Consider the following 17,384-nt stretch of genomic DNA (forward strand, 5'->3'; position numbering starts at 1 on the left):
CCTCCTTTATTCGTTCTCCTGAACGCTAGCCCCGCAGAATGGCACCATCTGCGTCGAACGGCGGTCGCTCCAAAATGACCGCCCGGTGTGGACGCCCCAGGACCATGACCTCCACCGCATCACCGGGCATTGCCTCTCGAACAAAGCCAAGCGCCAGCGACATGCCCACGCTGTATCCATAGGCGCCCGAGGTTACGCGGCCGATCCCCTTACCATCCTTGAAAATAGGCTCTCCGCCGGTCGCATCGGCATTGGAAGCTGCCGTTCGGGCCTCATCCAGATGCAGCAGAACCATCCGTTCACGTGCCGGGTTCTCGAGGACCTTTTCTGCGGCAGCTTTGTTCAGGAAGTCTTTTTGCAACTTGCAAAGCCGGTCCAGCCCGACCTCCTGCGGCCAGTATTCCGGGCTATATTCCCGGCTCCAAGAGCCGTAACCTTTTTCGATCCGCAAGGACATCAACGCCCGACTCCCGACAGGACCTGCGCCGAACTCCTCACCAGCAGCCAGGAGCGCCGAGTAGAGACGCGGCTGATCTTCGCGCCTGCAATGCAGCTCCCATCCCAGATCGCCGGTGAAAGAAACCCGTAGTGCAAGCACCTGAATCCCGGCAAGATCAATCCAAGCCGAACGCATGAACGGAAACTCATCGGTCGAGAGGGAGGTATTTGTCAGGCGTTGCAGCATCTCACGTGATTTCGGCCCCGCGACATTGAAACCGCAGATCTCGTCTGTCAGCGACACGAACATAGTGCCTTCTGGCAGCGGCACCTCCTTGAAGAATCGCTTGTGATAGCGCTCGGCCATGCCGGATCCGATGATCCAGAACTCATCCTCAGAAACACGGGTCACCGTGAAATCCCCGGCAATCCCACCGCGTTTCGAAATCAGCGGCGTGAGGCAGGACCGTCCCACCGCATTTGGCATCGCATTGGCAAAGACCGCGTTCAGCCATTCTTCGGCCCCGGGCCCCGCACACCGGTATTTGGCAAAGTTGGATATGTCGATAATGCCCGCACGGGACCGCAACATTCTGCACTCATCGCCAACGGGTCCCCACCAGTTCTGACGGGTGAACCCATTGGTATCCTTGGCGCCGGGCGTTTCTGCAAACCAGAGGGGATGTTCCCAACCGGCGTTGAGGCCAAAGACCGCGCCCATTTCCGCCTGTTGCTCATATATCGGCCGCGTCCGTGCCGGGCGACCAGCGCTGCGTTCTTCATTGGGAAAATGGATGGCAAAGCGATGGGCATATTGATCCCGCACCCGCGCCTTGGTGAAATCTTTGGTCGCCCAACTGCCAAACCGCGCCATGTCCCAGGCGAACATATCATATTGGGTCTCACCCTCGATGATCCATTGCGCCGCCATCAGCCCCATACCGCCGGACTGCGAGAAACCCGGAATAATGCCATTGCAGCAGAAATATCCATCAATTTCGGGCACCGGCCCCATCAGGACATTGGCGTCCGGCGACCAGATCATCGGACCGTTGATGACACGCTTGATGCCAGCGTCACCAACCGCAGGCAGGCGTTCGATGGCGTTCATCATGTTCTCTTCGATCCGCTCCAGATCATCTGGAAAGAGATCATGTGCAAAGTCGAGCGGCGTGCCCTCCTCGGCCCACAACTTCATATCCTTTTCATAGGCGCCAACCAGCAGCCCCTGCCCTTCTTGCCGCAGATAATATTCACCGTCCCGGTCACTGACGGATGGCAGGCGGGTCCCATGCGCGGCCACGGCCGCCATGGTTTCGGTAACGAAATACTGATGCTCAGTTGGCTGCAACGGCAGCTCGATCCCCGCCAGCGCCGCGACCTCGCGGCCCCAGAGCCCTGCCGCATTCACCACCCAAGGCGTGCGGATATCTCCTTTGGGCGTCTTAACAATCCAGCTGCCATCGTCTTGCTGCTCGGTCGCCGTCACAGGGGTGAAACGATGGATTTCGGCGCCCCGCTGGCGCGCCCCGACGGCATAGGCATTCGTCACGCCAGAGGGATCCACATTGCCACCATCGGGTTCATACATAACACAGCGGATGCCATCGTAATTGACCAGCGGGTTCAGGCGCCTGGCCTCCTCGATGCTGATCTCGTAAAAATTCATCCCATAGAGCTTGGCCTTTGCGGCCTGCAACCTCAGCTGGTGTTCACGTTCCACTGTCTGCGCCAAATAGAGGGACCCAGGCTGAAACACGCCACAGCTCTGTCCGGTCTCAGCTTCCAGTTCCTTGTAGAGAGACATCGTATAGTGCTGGATACGGCTGATATTGGTGCTGTCATGCAACCCGTGGATATTTGCCGCCGCGTGCCAAGTGGACCCGGACGTCAACTCGTTCCGCTCCAGCAGCACCACATCTGACCATCCCAGTTTGGTCAGGTGGTAGAGGATTGAACACCCAATAACCCCTCCACCGATGACAACTGCCTGTGCTTCTCTACGCATCTTTGCTCCCTTCAAGAGCCTATCTTAACGGAGCAGCGATCCACACTGCCTCCGCTATCGGTTGAACCGCTTGGTGCCTGTGGCCGGTCGCACAGGTCACCATACCAGCCGGTTTTTCAGCACAAATACCCGTCTGTGACATGTCAGAAGCTGAGGCGCTGCACGCGCCCCCGTGCCGCAAGCCGCGCATTCAGCGGATCGGCTTCGGGCGCGCCGAGTTCCAGAGCAAAGACAAAGGCATGCGTGAGGTAAAAACAGGCCCTGTCGATATCGTCGGCCGCCTCTGCATAATCGGCGGCGAGTGAATAGAGCCGCACGAGAGCCGCGCCATCATCTGCGGCATGCGCCTGCAACAGGGCGCGATCAAGCTCATCGCGTTCCATGACTCAGGAACCCGCTCATTTTGCACGACCTTTCTGAACCTCGGTCGCCACCCAGTGATGGAAGTTATGAGTTGGCCCATCCATCACCGGAGAGAACCGGCCGCCATCGAACAACACGCCGTGACGCCCCTTCTGCATGCCCTCCACCACAAAGATATCTTCCTCGAAGACGGTCTTCCACAGCTGCGCATTAGAGGCACGCAAACCATCAAGTTCCGGCGTGTCCCGCTCGCTTCTGGCATAGTAGAGCTCGATATGCTCGACCGTATGCCCGCAGTCCTTCGGCTCCAGAACAATCGCGAAACTATGGTCACGCTGCACCCCCAACAGAACGTTGGGATAGACCGCGACATATTCCGCACCCTCATCCCATTGATCACTCAGCCCGTCGAAATCCGGCAGTTTCGCACCGGCTTCGTCGGTCAGTTGGCGATAGACCAGCGTGCCCTGACCCGAGTATTTTCCCCGCTCTTCAATGTTGTAGTGGTCTTCCAACCGCGAATAGCTGTTAAGCCCGGGGTGAACCCACGGCAGATGATAGCTCTCGCAGTAGTTTTCGACCGCCAGCTTCCAGTTGGTTGCCACCTCCAGCTTCAGCGATGACCCTTCGCCACCGTGGTAAATCGGTGTCTCAAATTCGCGCCAGCGGTCCAGCAATGCGGCATGGGCTTCGGCGAACTCGGGCGCCTCTCCATCGACATTCACAAAAATCACGTCTCGCCAGATATGCGCCCGGACGCGGATCAGGCCAAGCTTGCTGATGTCGACATCGTCATGGGTACTCTGCCCGGGACCACCGATATGCGGGGTCGCACGCAATGCCCCGTCGAGCCCGTAGCACCAGCTGTGATAGGGGCAACGTATCGCCCCGCGGATTTTCTGTGGCTTGTCCACCAGGATCATACCCCGGTGGCGGCAGGTGTTTTGAAACACGCCGATGTCACCGTTTCGGTCGCGCACCAGCAGCAGCGGCATACCAAGAAAGTCGACCGGTTTGGCATCGCCTGGTTCCGGAATATCCTTGCCAAACCCAATTCCTGACCAATTGGCAAAAAGAACCGCGCGCTTTTCCTCATCGAAGACGCGGGGGTCAACATAGTGTTCATTTGGCAGGCCGTTTGCCGTGTTTACCTCGGTCAGCACGGACGACAGGGGGGTATGCGTGTTCATCGAACTCTCCATGGCGTGAGCTTTTCCCTATTGGAGGATCGGATCAATTCCGCTCAATAGGGGAAAACCTCATTCATGAATGAGCCTGACTAAACCGAACTGCGGCTTGCTTCCGACAGGATCCAAGCTTTCAACTTGCGGGCATTCGGCGACAGTTCATCATCCGGCAGACCCACCAGATAGAACTCTTGCGGTGCCGGGACGCTCTGATTGCCGACAATGGCAAGCTTCTTGCTGTCGAGCATCGGCTGGATAAGCCGCTTCCAGCCAAGCGCTACGCCCGCCCCCTTACGGGCAATTTGCAACGCCACTGAATAGCTGGTCACGCGGGTGCCAACCGAAATGTCGCCCCGATGACCCAACTCGTGGAACCAGTCGGCCCAGGTGGTCCAGCTCTGACTGACGTTGTGCAGATGGATCAGCCGCTGCGCTGCCAGATCCTGTAGCGATGAGCCCGCCAGTCCTTCGGCGATATCCGGCCGGGCAACCGGGACAAGTCGATCCCGATAGATCGCCGTATGGGCCAGCGTAGCGTCGGGATCACGCCCATACCTGATAAAGAAATCGAACTCCCGCGTGTCGTGAAATGGTCGATCCTGGGTGATCTGGTGAATGTTCAAATCCGGATGATCACGCCAAAATCGGATGATCACCGGCGACAGCCAAAGGGCTGCGACCGCCGTCGTCGATCCGACGGTCACGGCATCTTCCTCGCCCATCTGACGGGTCTTAGACAATTGCCGCGAGATCTGCCGGAACGATGTGGCCAGAGTCTCAAACAGCGCCTGACCTTCGCGCGTCAGCTCGACACCGCGATGTTTCCGCTGGAACAACGCCACACCCAGCTCGCCTTCGAGAGCCTTGATCTGGTGGCTGACCGCTCCGGGTGTCACAGACAGTTCCTGCGCCGCATTTTTGAAGCTCAGGTGCCGGGCTGCGGTTTCAAAGGCCGCCAATGTGGTTAGCGGCGGCAGGTCGTAGTGTCGTCTGGACATGATGCGCCGCCATTCGTGGGGCCAGGGGTTAAGTCAGTTCACCTGAATATGAGTGGTTTTCGAATTGAATGGCAAATCCAAATGCGTTGGTGAGAGATCGTATTCATCACCTCCGGCCCCTGCCGATCCAACATCGGCCAGGGCAACCGTTCCGAAATCTATTGAAACGCCTCAAATCACGATCCCAGCACCGATAGTTCATGAGCATGAGGTAGCGCGGCACATGTGCCGCGCCATTTGCGTTCAGTTGATTTTTCCCGACAGACTCAGGTCGCCCGACGCAATATCGAAAACATCCACCACGCAGAGCAACGGCGCATGCACATTTGCATTGACGCGCAGGGCCGACGTAACACCATCATACGCCACATCAGCCAGAGTCACATCGCTGCGAAATCCGACCGTCACGGTCACTTCCGGCCCGTTGAACAGGGGCGTAAATCCCGGGCTATCCAGATAGATCGGAAGCCCCGGCCAGGTGGCCGGCAGCTGCGGGGTAGCGCCTTCTGGAATGTCACGCACCGCCAACGCGCCCGGCCCGCAGGCTTCGGTCGGGGTCAGAACCACCCAATGACTGTGCCACAGGAGACCATCGTTGCCGGTATCGCCGTCGTTGTTTTCATCCACCAATGGCGTGTCGTCAAAGTCCGGGTGACTGGTTGCAGCCAGCGCGAGTATTCCGCTGCCTGCCTCAAACCCGACGGCAGCCGGGTCAAGCGAGGTCGGCCAAACATAGGAGAAAACCTCAGCCCCGCCGACCGAACCGACTGCTTCGGGCGTATCCGCGCCAGCGCTGCCATTTGTCGTCATGTGGAAGGTGACAGTGTTCCCTTTGCGGTGCGCATGAGCCGCAAGAATATCAAAGGATGCCGTCTTCCCCGCATCGGATGCCGAGATAATAGCGCCCTGCTGATGCACGGCATGATCGCCATCGGCGAACGCGCCGGTCGCGCCGGTCGCGCCCGCCGCACCGAGGCCCAGGATCGCAGCCGTCACTAGAAATCGTGTCATTTTCGTCTCCATCTTATTTCGTAGCGACTCGCTACCAAATAAGAGTTATTGCAGTTTTGATTTCGAGTCGATACCAATTGTTCATGACATCACACCACCGCATCCGCGCGCTCATCAATCGCCTGGCCCGTCTCGACGCCGCCGGGGGATGGTCTGACAGCCTGAATCCGGCCCAAACAGCGGCGCTGGACTACCTAGCGCGCGCCAATCGCTACTCACGGGCGCCCTCGCATGTGGCCGATTATCTGGGCACCACACGCGGCACCATGTCGCAAACGCTCAAGACACTCGCCCGAAAAGGGTTCGTGCGCGAAGAGCCAAAAACTGGCGATCAGCGTTCGATTTCTTACGGCGTGACAGCTGAGGGGCAGGCACTGGCCGAAGCGCCTTCGGTCATCCGCGGCGCATTGACCACAATGCAGGACGCGGAAACCGCCGCGTTGGAAGAGGCGCTCAGCGCGACCCTGCGTGCGGCTTTGGAAACCCGTGGCGGGCGCCCCTTTGGCCTGTGCAGGACCTGCGCCTATCACGACGCAGGCCCTGCCGATGGGTATTGCACCCTGTTGCAGCTTCCGCTGCAGCCCGGCGATCGAGATTTAATATGTGTTGAACATAAGGCGCTTTCAGATGACACCACCTGACCTATCCGCCCCGATCGCGGGCATTTTTCATGGCGCTGTCCACAGCCCATGGGCCGACAAACCGCCAACCGCCATTCACAAGCCCCCAGTCGCCGGATCTCAGATGATCGACATCAACGGCTTCACCGGCGACTCGCAGGCCGATCTGACGGTGCATGGTGGAGCGGACAAGGCAATCCACCACTACGCCAGCGAGCACTACCGCCTGTGGCAGGACGAGGCAGAGCTGCCTCCGACAGCGGTTCCGGCAGCTTTTGGAGAAAACATCGCCAGTTACGGGCTGACTGAGGACACCCTCTGCATCGGAGACATCCTGCGACTGGGAAGTGCTGTCGTTCAGATCAGCCAGGGCAGACAGCCCTGCTGGAAACTCGGCCTCTATACTCAGAACAAGCGGATGCCCTACCTGTTCCAGAAGACCGGCCGCACCGGATGGTACTACCGCGTCCTTGAGCCGGGGGCGGCACAGAGGCACGACGAGATCAGGCTTATCGAACGGCGCCATCCCGAATGGACCGTACACCGCGTGACCCATGCGAGGCTGACTCGCAAGATCACAGCCGGAGAGGCCGCCAGCCTGGCCGATCTCGCTGATCTCGCCGCAGGCTGGCGCGCCGCCTTTGCGCGAATGGCAGGCGGCGACGCGGGCGAAGACACCAGCGCCCGACTGGGCGGCGTGCAGGCTTAGGCGCTGTGAAACCCGGCGTCCAGGACGCAGCCATGATCGCCGCCTCGACGCCAGCCTATTTCCCGATCTGGCAGCGTTGGCCGGCCTGATACTGCGGGGCCGAGGCCAGAAACTGCCCATAAGCCGCCGCATCCGGGGGCGAGAATTGCTCGACCAAGGGATTCTTGCGCTTGCGCTGTTGTGCTCCCATGTCGGCCAAAAGCTCGTCGAAGTGTTTGAAATGAAACGGTGCTGAGCACAGACCGCCATAGACCTGCGCCGCAGGTCGCTCCCGGCGGCGCCAGTCCAGCATCATCTCGATATTCTGCTCCATCTCCGCCCGGCTGGGCTGGTGAGCCAGTTTGCCATCGGCATAGCGAACCAGCCAATTGGCAATCATCTCGGCCGACAGGACCGTGCAAAAGCTGGAGTTGAAACCGACAAACCCCATATCGGGCAGATCCGGGTTCACCGACAGGCGATAAACGCGATACTGCCCATCGTCTTCGATCAGCTTGTCACGATACTCCTGCGCCAGATAGGGTACACCCAGCTTCCAGCCAACCGCCAGCACCGCCACATCACATGGCACCACCTCGCCGGTACTCAGCCGCAAACCTTCCTCCTGATAGCTCTCAAACGTGCCGATAACGGGCTTGATACTGCCATCGTTCAACGCCTCAAACAGACCTGGAGTCACAATCGGGACCGAGCAGGACACCTCTTTTTCAATCGGCGTGGTGGGGACCATATTGTGCTTCTTCAGACCCAGTTGCAGCTTCAGCAGGGTCTCCAAACCGCGAAAATTGGCCCAGACCAGAGGCTTCAGCAGCGCGGCGATACCGCGTTGAAAAGGCGACTTACCCCATTGATTGAACTGCTGCTCCTGCGCCCGCATATATAGCAGCTTCTTGAAGTTGATGCCGCCGACATAATAGGGCACCCGCCAGACATTCTCCCGATAGACCAGCCGAACAGATCTCGCCCCACTCTTGGCCGCATTGACAGCAATATCGGTGGCCGATTTAGAGCCGCCCAGCACCACCACATGTTTGCCCACAATCATGCCGGGATCCGTATAATCAGATGAATGTATCACCTGTCCGCCACGGGCGATGAATGCGTCCTGACCGGGATGGGTGATGATGTTCTTTTCCGAAAACTGACCCGTACAGACCGCAACAAAATCGAAATCCTGTTGCCAACTCTTCCCGGCGGCCTCCAGTGTCAGGGTCCAGCCGGGCTGCCCATCCTGACGCCGCTCCATCACCGTAACGGAAGTGTTGAGCCGGAACAGTCGCGCCAGCCGGTGTTTCTGCGCGTAAGAATGCAGATAGGCATGAACCTGCGGACCTTTCGGCCATTCCGGGTAATCTGCGGGCATCGGATGATCGGTGTAGCAATATAGATCCTTCGGCGACTGTGTCTGCACATCCGGGTATGACCGCGACAGCTCCCAGACACCGCCGAAATCATGGCTGCGTTCATAACCGATCACCCGGTGGCCGCGTTCATCAAAGGCTTTGGCCGCAGCCAGACCACTGACACCGCCGCCGATAACCGCAACTGTTTTGCGTGTTGTCATATCCTGTTCTCCCCTCTCGATCCAATCTGCGATGAACCGTTCTGTCCCTCACCTGCCTCCCAGCAGGCCGGTGTGTTTCCTGCCAGAACGGGGTTGGACGGTGGCACCGCCCCACCCGCGCTCCGGATTGCTCATGCGTCAGCCGGGGGTGGCAGAAAATCGACCTCATGCAGCGCAGAGAGACGCACCAGCTCCCCCGGGTCGGTCACACCGTCCAGCTCAATGAACAGGTCAAACAGTTTGCGCGCGGGCGCGACGCCGAAAATACAATGCGCCTCAGCACCGGAGCGGTTGAATATCGCATGTGCTTCGCCCTTGGGCATACGCACTGTATCCCCCGGCCCCGCCTTATGCACATCGCCCGAGAATTCCACCTCAAGCTCCCCCGACAGGACACTGATCCATTCATCCTGGGTTGGATGGATATGCGGCGGTACAAAGGTGTCGGCCGGCAGAACCGCATCCCATATGAAGGCATCGGTGCTGAGCAACTTGGGCACATAGGTCTGCCCGACAACTGTCCAGGACATGCCGCGAATACCGTCTTTGGCCTTGGTGATCCCTTTTTCCATGACGTCTCCTCCCTGAAATTGATCTAATGCCGCCAGACTGCACCAGCGTCGCACATTCGATTATCCAGAAAACGAACCCAATTGATGGCAGGATGGTTGAGGCTTGAAATATCTCCGGGGCAATCTAAGCTGCAGTCCTCTGATCTGGAGGCAAGATGGCCATCCCAGCCAACCCGGACACAGTTGAGCATTTGAGCAATCATCCGCTGCTGCGCACCGGGGATCTGGACGAGGCACGCCACCGGGTGGGGCAGAAATTCTGCGATCACCGGCTGGATTTCGCCAAACGGCATCAGGATCTCGCGGTCCGCCATAATCACGCAGCCGGGCGTCACTGCTCGATCAATTACCTGCACTACGGCGCCGAGGTGACTATTGACCCCGGTATGTTGGACTCGTTCTACCTGTTGCAGATCCCGCTTTGCGGCCAGGCCAGCGTCCGGCATCGCGGCGCCGAGATCCTGGCCGACGCAACCACTGCAACGGTGCTCAATCCCGATCGGGACGCTTTGATGCGGTGGAGCGCCGATTGCCGCAAGCTGCTGCTTCAGATCGACCGGAATTACCTTGAAACGGTTGCGCGGCAACTGATCGGAGCGGAACTGCCGGGGCCAATCCGTTTTGCCAGCCGCGTCGATCTGCTTGCTCCTGGCGGGCGGCGGCTGCGGCAGATGGTCTGTGCCTGCGTTCAGGCGGCAGAAGTCGGCATTTTGTTCCAGGGGCGTTTGCGTGGTTCGGATATCCGGGTGGAACAGGATCTGGCGCGAGAGCTATTGACGCGGCTGCCCAGCAATATCTCCCACATCATTGAACGGGCTGACCACGGTTCCGGGCCACCCGGCGTTCGCGCGGCGATGGACTTCATCCACGCCAATCTCAGCAACCCAATACAGCTGACCGACATTGCGGAACATGCGGGCATGAATGTCCGCACCCTTCAAAAGGGCTTTCGCCGCGCTTTTGGGCAGAGCCCGATGCGGGTACTGCGCAACGCGCGACTGGATGCGGCCCACTATCAACTGATGGCGCAGCGCGACACACCCGACGTCACCACCGCTGCATTTTCCAACGGGTTTTCCCACCTGGGCCGTTTTGCGCGCGACTACAAGGGACGGTTCGGGCATTCGCCCAGCCAAACCGCGCGGCGGCAATACACCCCTTAGGGCCTCGACCTTGTCAGCCTGTTGCGCGGGGGCTACATCTCTCCGCAGACCGCAGACCCGCACAGCTGCGCGACAGAGCATTCACCTCAGGACACTGATGTCAGACGGCAAGCCCAAACTCACCCGGACCGAGACCACCGCCAAACGGCGGCAGCAGATCCTTGAGGCGGCAGTCAGATGTTTTCTCGAAACCGGCTATCACCAGACCGGTGTCCGCGATATCGCGACGCGCGCCGGCGTCAGCCTCGGTAATCTCTATAATCATTTCCCCGGCAAACATGATGTGCTGGTCGAAATCGCTGCGCTGGAACGACAGGAACTCTCGCCGTTTATCGACGCGCTCACCCAAGCGCGCCCGCCGCTTAAACTGCTCGACAGTTTTGTAAAATCCTATGCCAAATATCTCGCAGTGCCTGAAAACGTTATTCTGGGTCTGGAGATCACCAGCGAGGCCATCCGCAAACCCGATATCGCTCGGTTGTTTCTGGACAATCGAAACGCGCTGGTTGCGGCCCTCGCCAAGGTAATCGAACGCGGTATGTCCACAGGTGACATGCGCCGCGATCTCGATCCGGAGGGCACGGCGCAGATGATTGTCGATCTGATCGAAGGCAGCGCCTATCGCAGTGTCCTGGACAGGGTTCCGATCCGGCGTATGCGCGCAAACCTGCAAGGATTCATCACTGCGGCAGTTAGGGCAGAATAACCTCAGATGGGCGTATCACGGACAAGTCTCACGCCCAGATGCGCCGGGGGTGACCCTACTGCACAGCCCCCACGAGCGGGATCGCGGACAAGAAACGGAACTGCCGCCAGATGCTCGCCCGCAACGAAATAAGCCGGACAACGATCGAGGCTGGCCCCGGACTCTCCGGCATAGCAGTCCTGCGTCCATTCCCATACATTGCCATCCAGATCGACAACACCATCAGGCGAAGTTGCATAACTGCCCTGGGGGCGCAGCGTCCGGCTGCGCTGCTCACCAAGGAGATAGGCCGAAGCCCAGCTAAGATCGGGATCGCTAAAGATCGGTTCAGGCTCGGCTGGGAGTACCGGCTCCGCGAGATAGGCCCATTCCGCAACACTTGGCAGGCGATAGCCGCCATCACTGCGCGCATTGATCCACGCCAGATACTGGCTCACGTCAACATGGCTCACTCCCGTTGCAGGCATTGTCTTTGCATCCTGATTGGCGCGAGTGCGCAGCTTTAGGCTGCACATCCCATCTGCGTGACAGCGGTTCCACTCGGCGACGGTGACTTCATGTCTCATGACATAAAGTCCGCGCCCAGCATCTGGCTCCATGGCGGCCAGAACCAGCTCTGGATGGACACTCTCCCCCGCCGACCCGATGGGCCCGCGAGGGAGATATTGTCCAAGCGCCCAGATCAGCGCTGCCGCCACAGCCAGGCCAAGACCCAGCAGGGCTATCCGGTTCCCGGTATCGTGCGAAATGGCGGCAGTCATGTGGGCTTTCCTTCTGCAAGCGCTGGTGGCGCAGCCGTTCAGGTTTCAAAGCTACGGGGAGCAACCACCTGTTCCATCAGCGCATTGTTCCAGGCCCCATCGACCACAAAATGCGCTGTGGCGCCCAGTAGAACCGCCTCGATCAGATTGTGGTTCACATAGGCATAAACGCCGGGTTGTTCGAAGGTATACATCGCCGCCATGGCACTTCCGCCGCGCACGAACCAGCTCTCGATGCCAGTCAGCGGCGCATCTGTGAACGACCCTGTTTCCCACACATAGTTACCATGCCCACCAATCAGGTGCGGACGCGAGTCGCGATTGGCCTGATTGTGGATCATCAGAACGGTCTCACCGACTTTGGCCCGCAGGGCGTTTTCACCCGTCAGCGCGCCAACCGCACCATTGAACACGGAATGGGTCGGCACCAGAGTGCGCATCGCTTCGATACTGTCGGCGTAGTCGTCACCGGCCAAATCGTAGGTCCGGTAATCGCCGTTTTCATCCATCGGCAGATAGTAATCCTGCTCGCCGATATAGGCGATACTGTCATAGCGCAGCGGGTTACCCTCACCGTCTTTCAGACCATCGCGCGGCAGCACCATAATGGCACCATTCATACCATGCGTGACATGATAGGGGATCATCGCGCCGCCCGGCGCACAGTGATAGGTGAAGCAGCCGGCCTTGGTTGCCTTCCAGCGCAAGACGGTTTCTTCGCCGGGGAAGACATGGGTCAGACCGCCTCCGCCCAACGCCCCTGTCGAGGCATGGAAGTCGATATTGTGCTCCATCTGGCTATCGGTCGGATTGCGCAAAGTGAGTTCGACGTAGTCGCCTTCATGCACGATAATCAGCGGACCGGGGACCGACCCGTTGTAGGTCAACGCCCAGATTTCGGCGCCGGTATCCTCATCCACAACCATCAGTCGTTCTTCTGTGATCAACTCGATCTCGACGATTTTCGGACCACCGGTTGCGACCTGCTCGTGCTTGGGGGCAAAGGGAGGTGCAACCAGTTCCTGTTTGACGCGGGTATAGCCGGAGAGATCAACCGGCGCCGCCTCGGCCTGAGCCTGTGCTTCGGCCTGAATGAACCGTGGCGCCGCGCCGCGCAGTGGCGGAACAGCGGCCCGACGAGCTGCACCATTCGCCGCGGATGCCAGTCCGCCGGTCAGGGCCGCAGCACTCGCCAGAACTGTCCCACGCAAAACGTTGCGACGGCTTGTGGGTGCAAGTCCGGGATTGAAGCGTTTGGTCATTGTCACTCTCCTTATCATTCGATCAGCCCAAAATCGGCGGGCGTTGTGAGTGGAATAGGGGTCTCCGGCCGCTCAGGGGCGGAGGCGTCCTTTCCTGCGCCGATGCAGCCGGAAGACAGCGCATCCCGCAGGTCTTGGTGTCGCGATTAATCTAGCTCGTCACACCCGACAGAACTTTGCGGCAGCGCAAAGACGGCGCGGCTTTTTGGCTGCGAGAGCGGCAACAGACTAAAGACATGGGTGACCATCACCGCGATATCGCGATAGGATGAACCAGTTCCTTGTTCGGAGATGCCGTGCGCCACCTACATGAAAGCCTGCTTCGACCGCTGCCGCCCTTCTCGCAGCTGGAGGATATCCAGATCCGCAGAATTCTTGATCAGGCAAGCAGCCGCGGCCTCGGACCCGGAGAGACCATCTTTGAAGAAGGGGCGCCTGCTGATCGCTTCTACCTGCTTCTGGACGGCACCATCCGCGTCGTCAGGATCACCAGCGACGGCGATCAGGTCACCTCTCTCCACATCCCATCCGGGCAGCTCTTCGGTATCGCCAAGGCATTGGGACAGGACCGCTACCCTGCAACGGCTGTGACCGCCAGTGAGGCGCTGATCCTGTCATGGCCGACCTCGCTGTGGAACAGCTTCACCGCTGACTACCCGGGCTTTGCAACTGAGACATATAAAACTGTCGGCGCCCGGGTGGGTGAGATGAACACCCGCATCATGGAAATGTCGACCCAGCATGTCGAACAGCGCATCGCCCGTGCGCTGCTGCGGCTGATCAATCAATCCGGTGTCAAGGTGGCCGAGGGCATCGAGATCGGATTTCCGATCACCCGCCAGGATGTATCTGAACTGACCGGCACCACGCTGCACACGGTCAGCCGCCTGCTGAGTGCCTGGGAAAAAGACGGCATGGTCAGCAGCAAACGCAAGAAGATCACAATCTGTGATCCGCATCGACTGATGCTGCTCAGCGATCCCTGATCGCGCGGCGGGTCGGCTTGCCTGCCTAGCGTCATCGCTGGCCGCAGGAACCGACTTAACCCCGGTCGCCGCGAGCCAAGCGAACTGCCTCAGCCAGTTCGAGGCGAAACATATCCTCGTTAAGGTGATATTCGGCGCAGGCCTCTGCAACCGAATGAAATGGGCTGACCATGCAGCCGACGCACAACATGCCATGATCCATGAAAACCCGCAGTGTTTCCGGCCAGGTGGTCAGCAGCACGTCAAGCGGCAGGTCAGGGTCATCCAGTTTTGGTGGCAATTTCACAAGCCTGTCCTCTCTTCGATAACACGCTAACAGCCGCAATCGCGCCGAACCTTGCGCTTGCGCAACCTTTGCCGCTGCGCCGCGCGCTATCACCGGATGATCAGCAACTGCCGGAAAGGGCCAAGCCATGGCTGAATTTCTGACCAAGTCGCGGGCGCGCAATGTGTTCTACGGAGGGTCAATCTTCTTCGTCGTCGTGTTTATTGGCATGACCGTGCACAGCCACCGCTACGTCGTGACCACCTCGACCGCAGGAATGCCCCTGACCGAAGAGGTCAGCCTCGGCAAACGTGTCTGGGAGCGTCACTCCTGCATCAACTGTCACACGCTGCACGGCGAAGGTGCCTATTTTGCCCCCGAAGTCGGCAATGTCATGACCCGCTGGGGCGTTCAGGACGAACCGGAAGAGGCCTTCGAGACACTGAAGAACTGGATGGAGAGCCAGCCCAGCGGTGTCGAGGGTCGCCGTCAGATGCCGTATTTCCAACTCACCGACGAAGAGATCCGGGGCCTGGCCGAATTTCTGCGATGGGCCGATCAGACCGACACTCAGGGCTGGCCGCCCAATGACGCGGGCTAAGGGAGAGACACAATGAAATATCAATCTCAGAAGGTCGCTCAGGCCTATTTCATCTGCGCTCTGGCGCTGTTCGGAATTCAGGTGATCGGCGGGCTATTGGCAGGCTGGATCTATGTCGCCCCCAATTTCCTGTCCGAGCTTCTGCCGTTCAACATCATTCGCATGATCCACACCAACGCGCTGATCGTCTGGCTGTTGCTTGGGTTCTTTGGCGCTGCCTATTTCCTGATCCCTGAGGAATCCGAACGGGAGATCTTCTCGGTCAAACTTGCCTATCTGCAACTTGCCATCCTGATGATCGGCACACTTGGCGCTGTTGGCTCCTATCTGGTGGGCATCCACGGAGGGCGCGAATTTCTGGAGCAACCGCTCTGGGTGAAATTCGGCATCCTCGTGGCCGCGCTGATCTTCCTGTTCAATGTGTCGATGACCGTGCTGGCGGGCAAGAAAACCGCAATTACCAACGTTCTCCTGATGGGCCTGTGGCTGCTGTCGCTGCTCTGGGTCTTTGCCTTTATCAACCCCGAGAACCTGTCCCTCGACAAAATGTACTGGTGGTTCGTCGTCCATCTCTGGGTCGAAGCGACCTGGGAATTGGTTATGGCGGCGATTCTGGCCTTCCTGCTGCTCAAGCTGACGGGCGTGGACCGTGAAGTGGTCGAAAAATGGCTCTATGTCATCGTTGCCACTGCGCTGTTCTCGGGCATTCTCGGCACCGGACATCACTTCTACTGGATTGGCCTGCCCGGCTACTGGCAGTGGATCGGCTCGATCTTCTCCACCTTTGAGGTGATCCCCTTCTTCCTGATGATGTCCTTTGCCTTTGTGATGGTCTGGAAGGGGCGCAAGAACCACCCCAACAAGGCCGCGCTTCTGTGGTCGCTGGGATCGAGCACCGTGGCGTTCTTTGGCGCCGGTGTCTGGGGGTTCCTTCATACCCTACATGGTGTCAACTTCTACAGCCACGGCACTCAGATCACTGCTGCACATGGGCATCTGTCCTTCTACGGGGCCTATGTGGCGCTGAATCTCGCGGTCTTCACCTATGCCATGCCGATGCTGCGTGGACGGGCACCCTATAACCAGGTCCTGAACATGGCGAGCTTCTGGCTGATGACCGGCGGCATGGCCTTCATGACCTTCGTCCTCACCTTTGCTGGCACCATCCAGACCCATATGCAGCGCGTCATTGGCGACTACTACATGGATGTTCAGGATAGTTTGGCGATTTTCTACCTGATGCGGTTTGGCGCCGGGGCCGCCGTTGTGATTGGCGCCCTCCTGTTCATCTATGCGCTGCTCGTGGTGCGTCGGGACGAGCTGATCGCACCGGGCCCGGTCCATGAGACCAGCACCATCGCAGGAGAATAGCCATGAATATGCAAACCCCCTGCGCGATCCCGCACTACTCTGAAATTGCAGGCGAATGCACCCTGTTCGAAACCGCATACAGCCAGGGTCTCCCCCTTCTGCTAAAGGGGCCAACCGGCTGCGGCAAAACACGTTTCGTCGAACATATGGCCGCCCGGCTCGGCCGTCCGCTATACACTGTGGCCTGCCACGATGACCTCTCGGCCGCCGACCTGATTGGCCGCTACCTGCTGAAGGGCGGTGACACCCAATGGGTCGACGGACCACTGACCCGGGCTGTCCGAGAAGGCGGGATCTGCTATCTCGATGAGGTCGTCGAGGCGCGCAAGGATGTGACAGTTGTGCTGCACCCTCTGACAGACAACCGCCGCAGGCTGATGATCGACCGCACCGGAGAAGAGCTGGTGGCGCCGCCAGGCTTCATGCTGGTCGCCTCCTACAATCCGGGCTACCAGAACGTGCTAAAGCGTCTCAAACCCTCAACACGTCAGCGCTTTCTCTCAGCCAGCTTCGACTTCCCGCACCCGCAGGCGGAAATCGCCATCGTTGTGCAGGAAAGCGGCCTGGATCCGTCCCGTGTTCAGCCTCTGGTCCGGCTGGCCGGGCACATCCGGTCGCTGTCGGGCATGGATCTTGAGGAAGGTGTCTCGACCCGGCTGCTGATCTACACCGCCAGCCTGATCCAAAGCGGCATGGCGATAGAAGCGGCACTGGACGCCGCGATCATCGAGCCCCTCACCGATGAAGAGGATATCAAACAAGCGCTGCGCGATCTGATCGCCACGATCTACGGGTAGCG

Annotated in this window: 18 protein-coding genes; 8 read left to right on the forward strand and 10 right to left on the reverse strand. The window is 59.4% G+C overall.

Annotated elements, in window-relative coordinates; all coding sequences use genetic code 11:
- Window positions 1-25: 25 nt before the first annotated feature.
- The 5 genes from VWZ87_RS00575 to VWZ87_RS00595 all read right to left on the reverse strand — a co-directional run bounded on the left by VWZ87_RS00575 (window position 26) and on the right by VWZ87_RS00595 (window position 6,005).
- Window positions 26-2,446, reverse strand: a complete 2,421-nt coding sequence (locus tag VWZ87_RS00575; RefSeq protein WP_416535486.1) for a GcvT family protein — start codon at window positions 2,444-2,446, stop codon at window positions 26-28.
- A gap of 143 nt (window positions 2,447-2,589) precedes the next feature.
- Entirely contained in the window at window positions 2,590-2,829 is a 240-nt protein-coding gene (locus VWZ87_RS00580) for a hypothetical protein (RefSeq protein WP_416535487.1), read from the reverse strand.
- A 15-nt stretch (window positions 2,830-2,844) separates the two neighbouring features.
- The gene (locus tag VWZ87_RS00585) at window positions 2,845-3,999 is read right to left on the reverse strand and encodes an aromatic ring-hydroxylating oxygenase subunit alpha (protein WP_416535488.1); all 1,155 of its coding nucleotides are present in this window, start codon (window positions 3,997-3,999) and stop codon (window positions 2,845-2,847) included.
- An 89-nt stretch (window positions 4,000-4,088) separates the two neighbouring features.
- Window positions 4,089-4,994, reverse strand: coding sequence for a LysR substrate-binding domain-containing protein (locus VWZ87_RS00590; RefSeq protein ID WP_416535489.1), 906 nt, complete (start codon window positions 4,992-4,994; stop codon window positions 4,089-4,091).
- Window positions 4,995-5,237: 243 nt separating this feature from the next.
- On the reverse strand, window positions 5,238-6,005 hold the full coding sequence (locus tag VWZ87_RS00595; protein ID WP_416535490.1) for a hypothetical protein: 768 nt from the start codon (window positions 6,003-6,005) through the stop codon (window positions 5,238-5,240).
- Between the two features lie 83 nt (window positions 6,006-6,088).
- Here VWZ87_RS00595 and VWZ87_RS00600 point away from each other — a divergent pair, with 83 nt between their 5' ends.
- Together VWZ87_RS00600 and VWZ87_RS00605 are read left to right on the forward strand one after the other, a co-directional pair.
- Window positions 6,089-6,646: a MarR family winged helix-turn-helix transcriptional regulator gene (locus tag VWZ87_RS00600; protein ID WP_416535491.1), complete on the forward strand. Its 558-nt coding sequence runs from the start codon at window positions 6,089-6,091 to the stop codon at window positions 6,644-6,646.
- 103 nt (window positions 6,647-6,749) lie between these two features.
- The gene (locus tag VWZ87_RS00605) at window positions 6,750-7,334 is read left to right on the forward strand and encodes an MOSC domain-containing protein (RefSeq protein ID WP_416536902.1); all 585 of its coding nucleotides are present in this window, start codon (window positions 6,750-6,752) and stop codon (window positions 7,332-7,334) included.
- A gap of 55 nt (window positions 7,335-7,389) precedes the next feature.
- Here the strand turns inward: VWZ87_RS00605 and VWZ87_RS00610 are convergent, their stop codons facing one another.
- Together VWZ87_RS00610 and VWZ87_RS00615 are read right to left on the reverse strand one after the other, a co-directional pair.
- Window positions 7,390-8,898, reverse strand: coding sequence for a flavin-containing monooxygenase (locus VWZ87_RS00610; protein ID WP_416535493.1), 1,509 nt, complete (start codon window positions 8,896-8,898; stop codon window positions 7,390-7,392).
- 131 nt (window positions 8,899-9,029) lie between these two features.
- The gene (locus VWZ87_RS00615; protein ID WP_416535494.1) at window positions 9,030-9,470 is read right to left on the reverse strand and encodes a cupin domain-containing protein; all 441 of its coding nucleotides are present in this window, start codon (window positions 9,468-9,470) and stop codon (window positions 9,030-9,032) included.
- Between the two features lie 155 nt (window positions 9,471-9,625).
- Here VWZ87_RS00615 and VWZ87_RS00620 point away from each other — a divergent pair, with 155 nt between their 5' ends.
- Complete coding sequence (locus VWZ87_RS00620; protein ID WP_416535495.1) at window positions 9,626-10,633, forward strand: AraC family transcriptional regulator; 1,008 nt, start codon at window positions 9,626-9,628, stop codon at window positions 10,631-10,633.
- Between the two features lie 97 nt (window positions 10,634-10,730).
- Window positions 10,731-11,339: a TetR/AcrR family transcriptional regulator gene (locus VWZ87_RS00625; RefSeq protein ID WP_416535496.1), complete on the forward strand. Its 609-nt coding sequence runs from the start codon at window positions 10,731-10,733 to the stop codon at window positions 11,337-11,339.
- A 2-nt stretch (window positions 11,340-11,341) separates the two neighbouring features.
- Here VWZ87_RS00625 and VWZ87_RS00630 read toward each other — a convergent pair whose 3' ends face one another.
- Together VWZ87_RS00630 and nirK are read right to left on the reverse strand one after the other, a co-directional pair.
- A complete protein-coding gene (locus VWZ87_RS00630) occupies window positions 11,342-12,100 on the reverse strand; it encodes a formylglycine-generating enzyme family protein (protein ID WP_416535497.1) in 759 nt (252 codons plus the stop codon).
- Window positions 12,101-12,138: 38 nt separating this feature from the next.
- Window positions 12,139-13,362: a copper-containing nitrite reductase gene (gene nirK, locus VWZ87_RS00635; RefSeq protein ID WP_340547701.1), complete on the reverse strand. Its 1,224-nt coding sequence runs from the start codon at window positions 13,360-13,362 to the stop codon at window positions 12,139-12,141.
- 296 nt (window positions 13,363-13,658) lie between these two features.
- Here nirK and VWZ87_RS00640 point away from each other — a divergent pair, with 296 nt between their 5' ends.
- Window positions 13,659-14,348 (forward strand): Crp/Fnr family transcriptional regulator, encoded by a 690-nt coding sequence (locus tag VWZ87_RS00640; protein WP_416535498.1) that lies wholly within the window; start codon window positions 13,659-13,661, stop codon window positions 14,346-14,348.
- Between the two features lie 55 nt (window positions 14,349-14,403).
- Here the strand turns inward: VWZ87_RS00640 and VWZ87_RS00645 are convergent, their stop codons facing one another.
- Window positions 14,404-14,763, reverse strand: a complete 360-nt coding sequence (locus VWZ87_RS00645) for a DUF1858 domain-containing protein (protein WP_416535499.1) — start codon at window positions 14,761-14,763, stop codon at window positions 14,404-14,406.
- On the opposite strand from VWZ87_RS00645, the gene VWZ87_RS00650 reads away from it, so the two are divergent.
- The 3 genes from VWZ87_RS00650 to VWZ87_RS00660 are packed head-to-tail and all read left to right on the forward strand — an operon-like array spanning window position 14,762 to window position 17,382.
- Window positions 14,762-15,214, forward strand: coding sequence for a c-type cytochrome (locus tag VWZ87_RS00650; protein ID WP_340547703.1), 453 nt, complete (start codon window positions 14,762-14,764; stop codon window positions 15,212-15,214). The genes VWZ87_RS00645 and VWZ87_RS00650 overlap by 2 nt on opposite strands.
- Before the next feature lie 12 nt (window positions 15,215-15,226).
- Window positions 15,227-16,585, forward strand: a complete 1,359-nt coding sequence (locus tag VWZ87_RS00655; protein WP_340547704.1) for a cbb3-type cytochrome c oxidase subunit I — start codon at window positions 15,227-15,229, stop codon at window positions 16,583-16,585.
- A gap of 2 nt (window positions 16,586-16,587) precedes the next feature.
- On the forward strand, window positions 16,588-17,382 hold the full coding sequence (locus tag VWZ87_RS00660; protein WP_416535500.1) for a CbbQ/NirQ/NorQ/GpvN family protein: 795 nt from the start codon (window positions 16,588-16,590) through the stop codon (window positions 17,380-17,382).
- The last annotated feature ends 2 nt before the right edge of the window (window positions 17,383-17,384 follow it).

The sequence above is a fragment of the Phaeobacter sp. JH20_37 genome (genome assembly GCF_048056015.1).
In the GTDB taxonomy this organism is placed as follows: domain Bacteria; phylum Pseudomonadota; class Alphaproteobacteria; order Rhodobacterales; family Rhodobacteraceae; genus Phaeobacter; species Phaeobacter bryozoorum.

What these genes read in the sequence shown, in the direction of transcription:
- VWZ87_RS00575 (WP_416535486.1), bottom strand. Translation starts at nt 2,446, where the DNA reads ATGCGTAGAGAAGCACAGGCAGTTGTCATCGGTGGAGGGGTTATTGGG.
- VWZ87_RS00580 (WP_416535487.1), bottom strand. Translation starts at nt 2,829, where the DNA reads ATGGAACGCGATGAGCTTGATCGCGCCCTGTTGCAGGCGCATGCCGCA.
- VWZ87_RS00585 (WP_416535488.1), bottom strand. Translation starts at nt 3,999, where the DNA reads ATGAACACGCATACCCCCCTGTCGTCCGTGCTGACCGAGGTAAACACG.
- VWZ87_RS00590 (WP_416535489.1), bottom strand. Translation starts at nt 4,994, where the DNA reads ATGTCCAGACGACACTACGACCTGCCGCCGCTAACCACATTGGCGGCC.
- VWZ87_RS00595 (WP_416535490.1), bottom strand. Translation starts at nt 6,005, where the DNA reads ATGACACGATTTCTAGTGACGGCTGCGATCCTGGGCCTCGGTGCGGCG.
- VWZ87_RS00600 (WP_416535491.1), top strand. Translation starts at nt 6,089, where the DNA reads ATGACATCACACCACCGCATCCGCGCGCTCATCAATCGCCTGGCCCGT.
- VWZ87_RS00605 (WP_416536902.1), top strand. Translation starts at nt 6,750, where the DNA reads ATGATCGACATCAACGGCTTCACCGGCGACTCGCAGGCCGATCTGACG.
- VWZ87_RS00610 (WP_416535493.1), bottom strand. Translation starts at nt 8,898, where the DNA reads ATGACAACACGCAAAACAGTTGCGGTTATCGGCGGCGGTGTCAGTGGT.
- VWZ87_RS00615 (WP_416535494.1), bottom strand. Translation starts at nt 9,470, where the DNA reads ATGGAAAAAGGGATCACCAAGGCCAAAGACGGTATTCGCGGCATGTCC.
- VWZ87_RS00620 (WP_416535495.1), top strand. Translation starts at nt 9,626, where the DNA reads ATGGCCATCCCAGCCAACCCGGACACAGTTGAGCATTTGAGCAATCAT.
- VWZ87_RS00625 (WP_416535496.1), top strand. Translation starts at nt 10,731, where the DNA reads ATGTCAGACGGCAAGCCCAAACTCACCCGGACCGAGACCACCGCCAAA.
- VWZ87_RS00630 (WP_416535497.1), bottom strand. Translation starts at nt 12,100, where the DNA reads ATGACTGCCGCCATTTCGCACGATACCGGGAACCGGATAGCCCTGCTG.
- nirK (WP_340547701.1), bottom strand. Translation starts at nt 13,362, where the DNA reads ATGACCAAACGCTTCAATCCCGGACTTGCACCCACAAGCCGTCGCAAC.
- VWZ87_RS00650 (WP_340547703.1), top strand. Translation starts at nt 14,762, where the DNA reads ATGGCTGAATTTCTGACCAAGTCGCGGGCGCGCAATGTGTTCTACGGA.
- VWZ87_RS00645 (WP_416535499.1), bottom strand. Translation starts at nt 14,763, where the DNA reads ATGGCTTGGCCCTTTCCGGCAGTTGCTGATCATCCGGTGATAGCGCGC.
- VWZ87_RS00655 (WP_340547704.1), top strand. Translation starts at nt 15,227, where the DNA reads ATGAAATATCAATCTCAGAAGGTCGCTCAGGCCTATTTCATCTGCGCT.
- VWZ87_RS00660 (WP_416535500.1), top strand. Translation starts at nt 16,588, where the DNA reads ATGAATATGCAAACCCCCTGCGCGATCCCGCACTACTCTGAAATTGCA.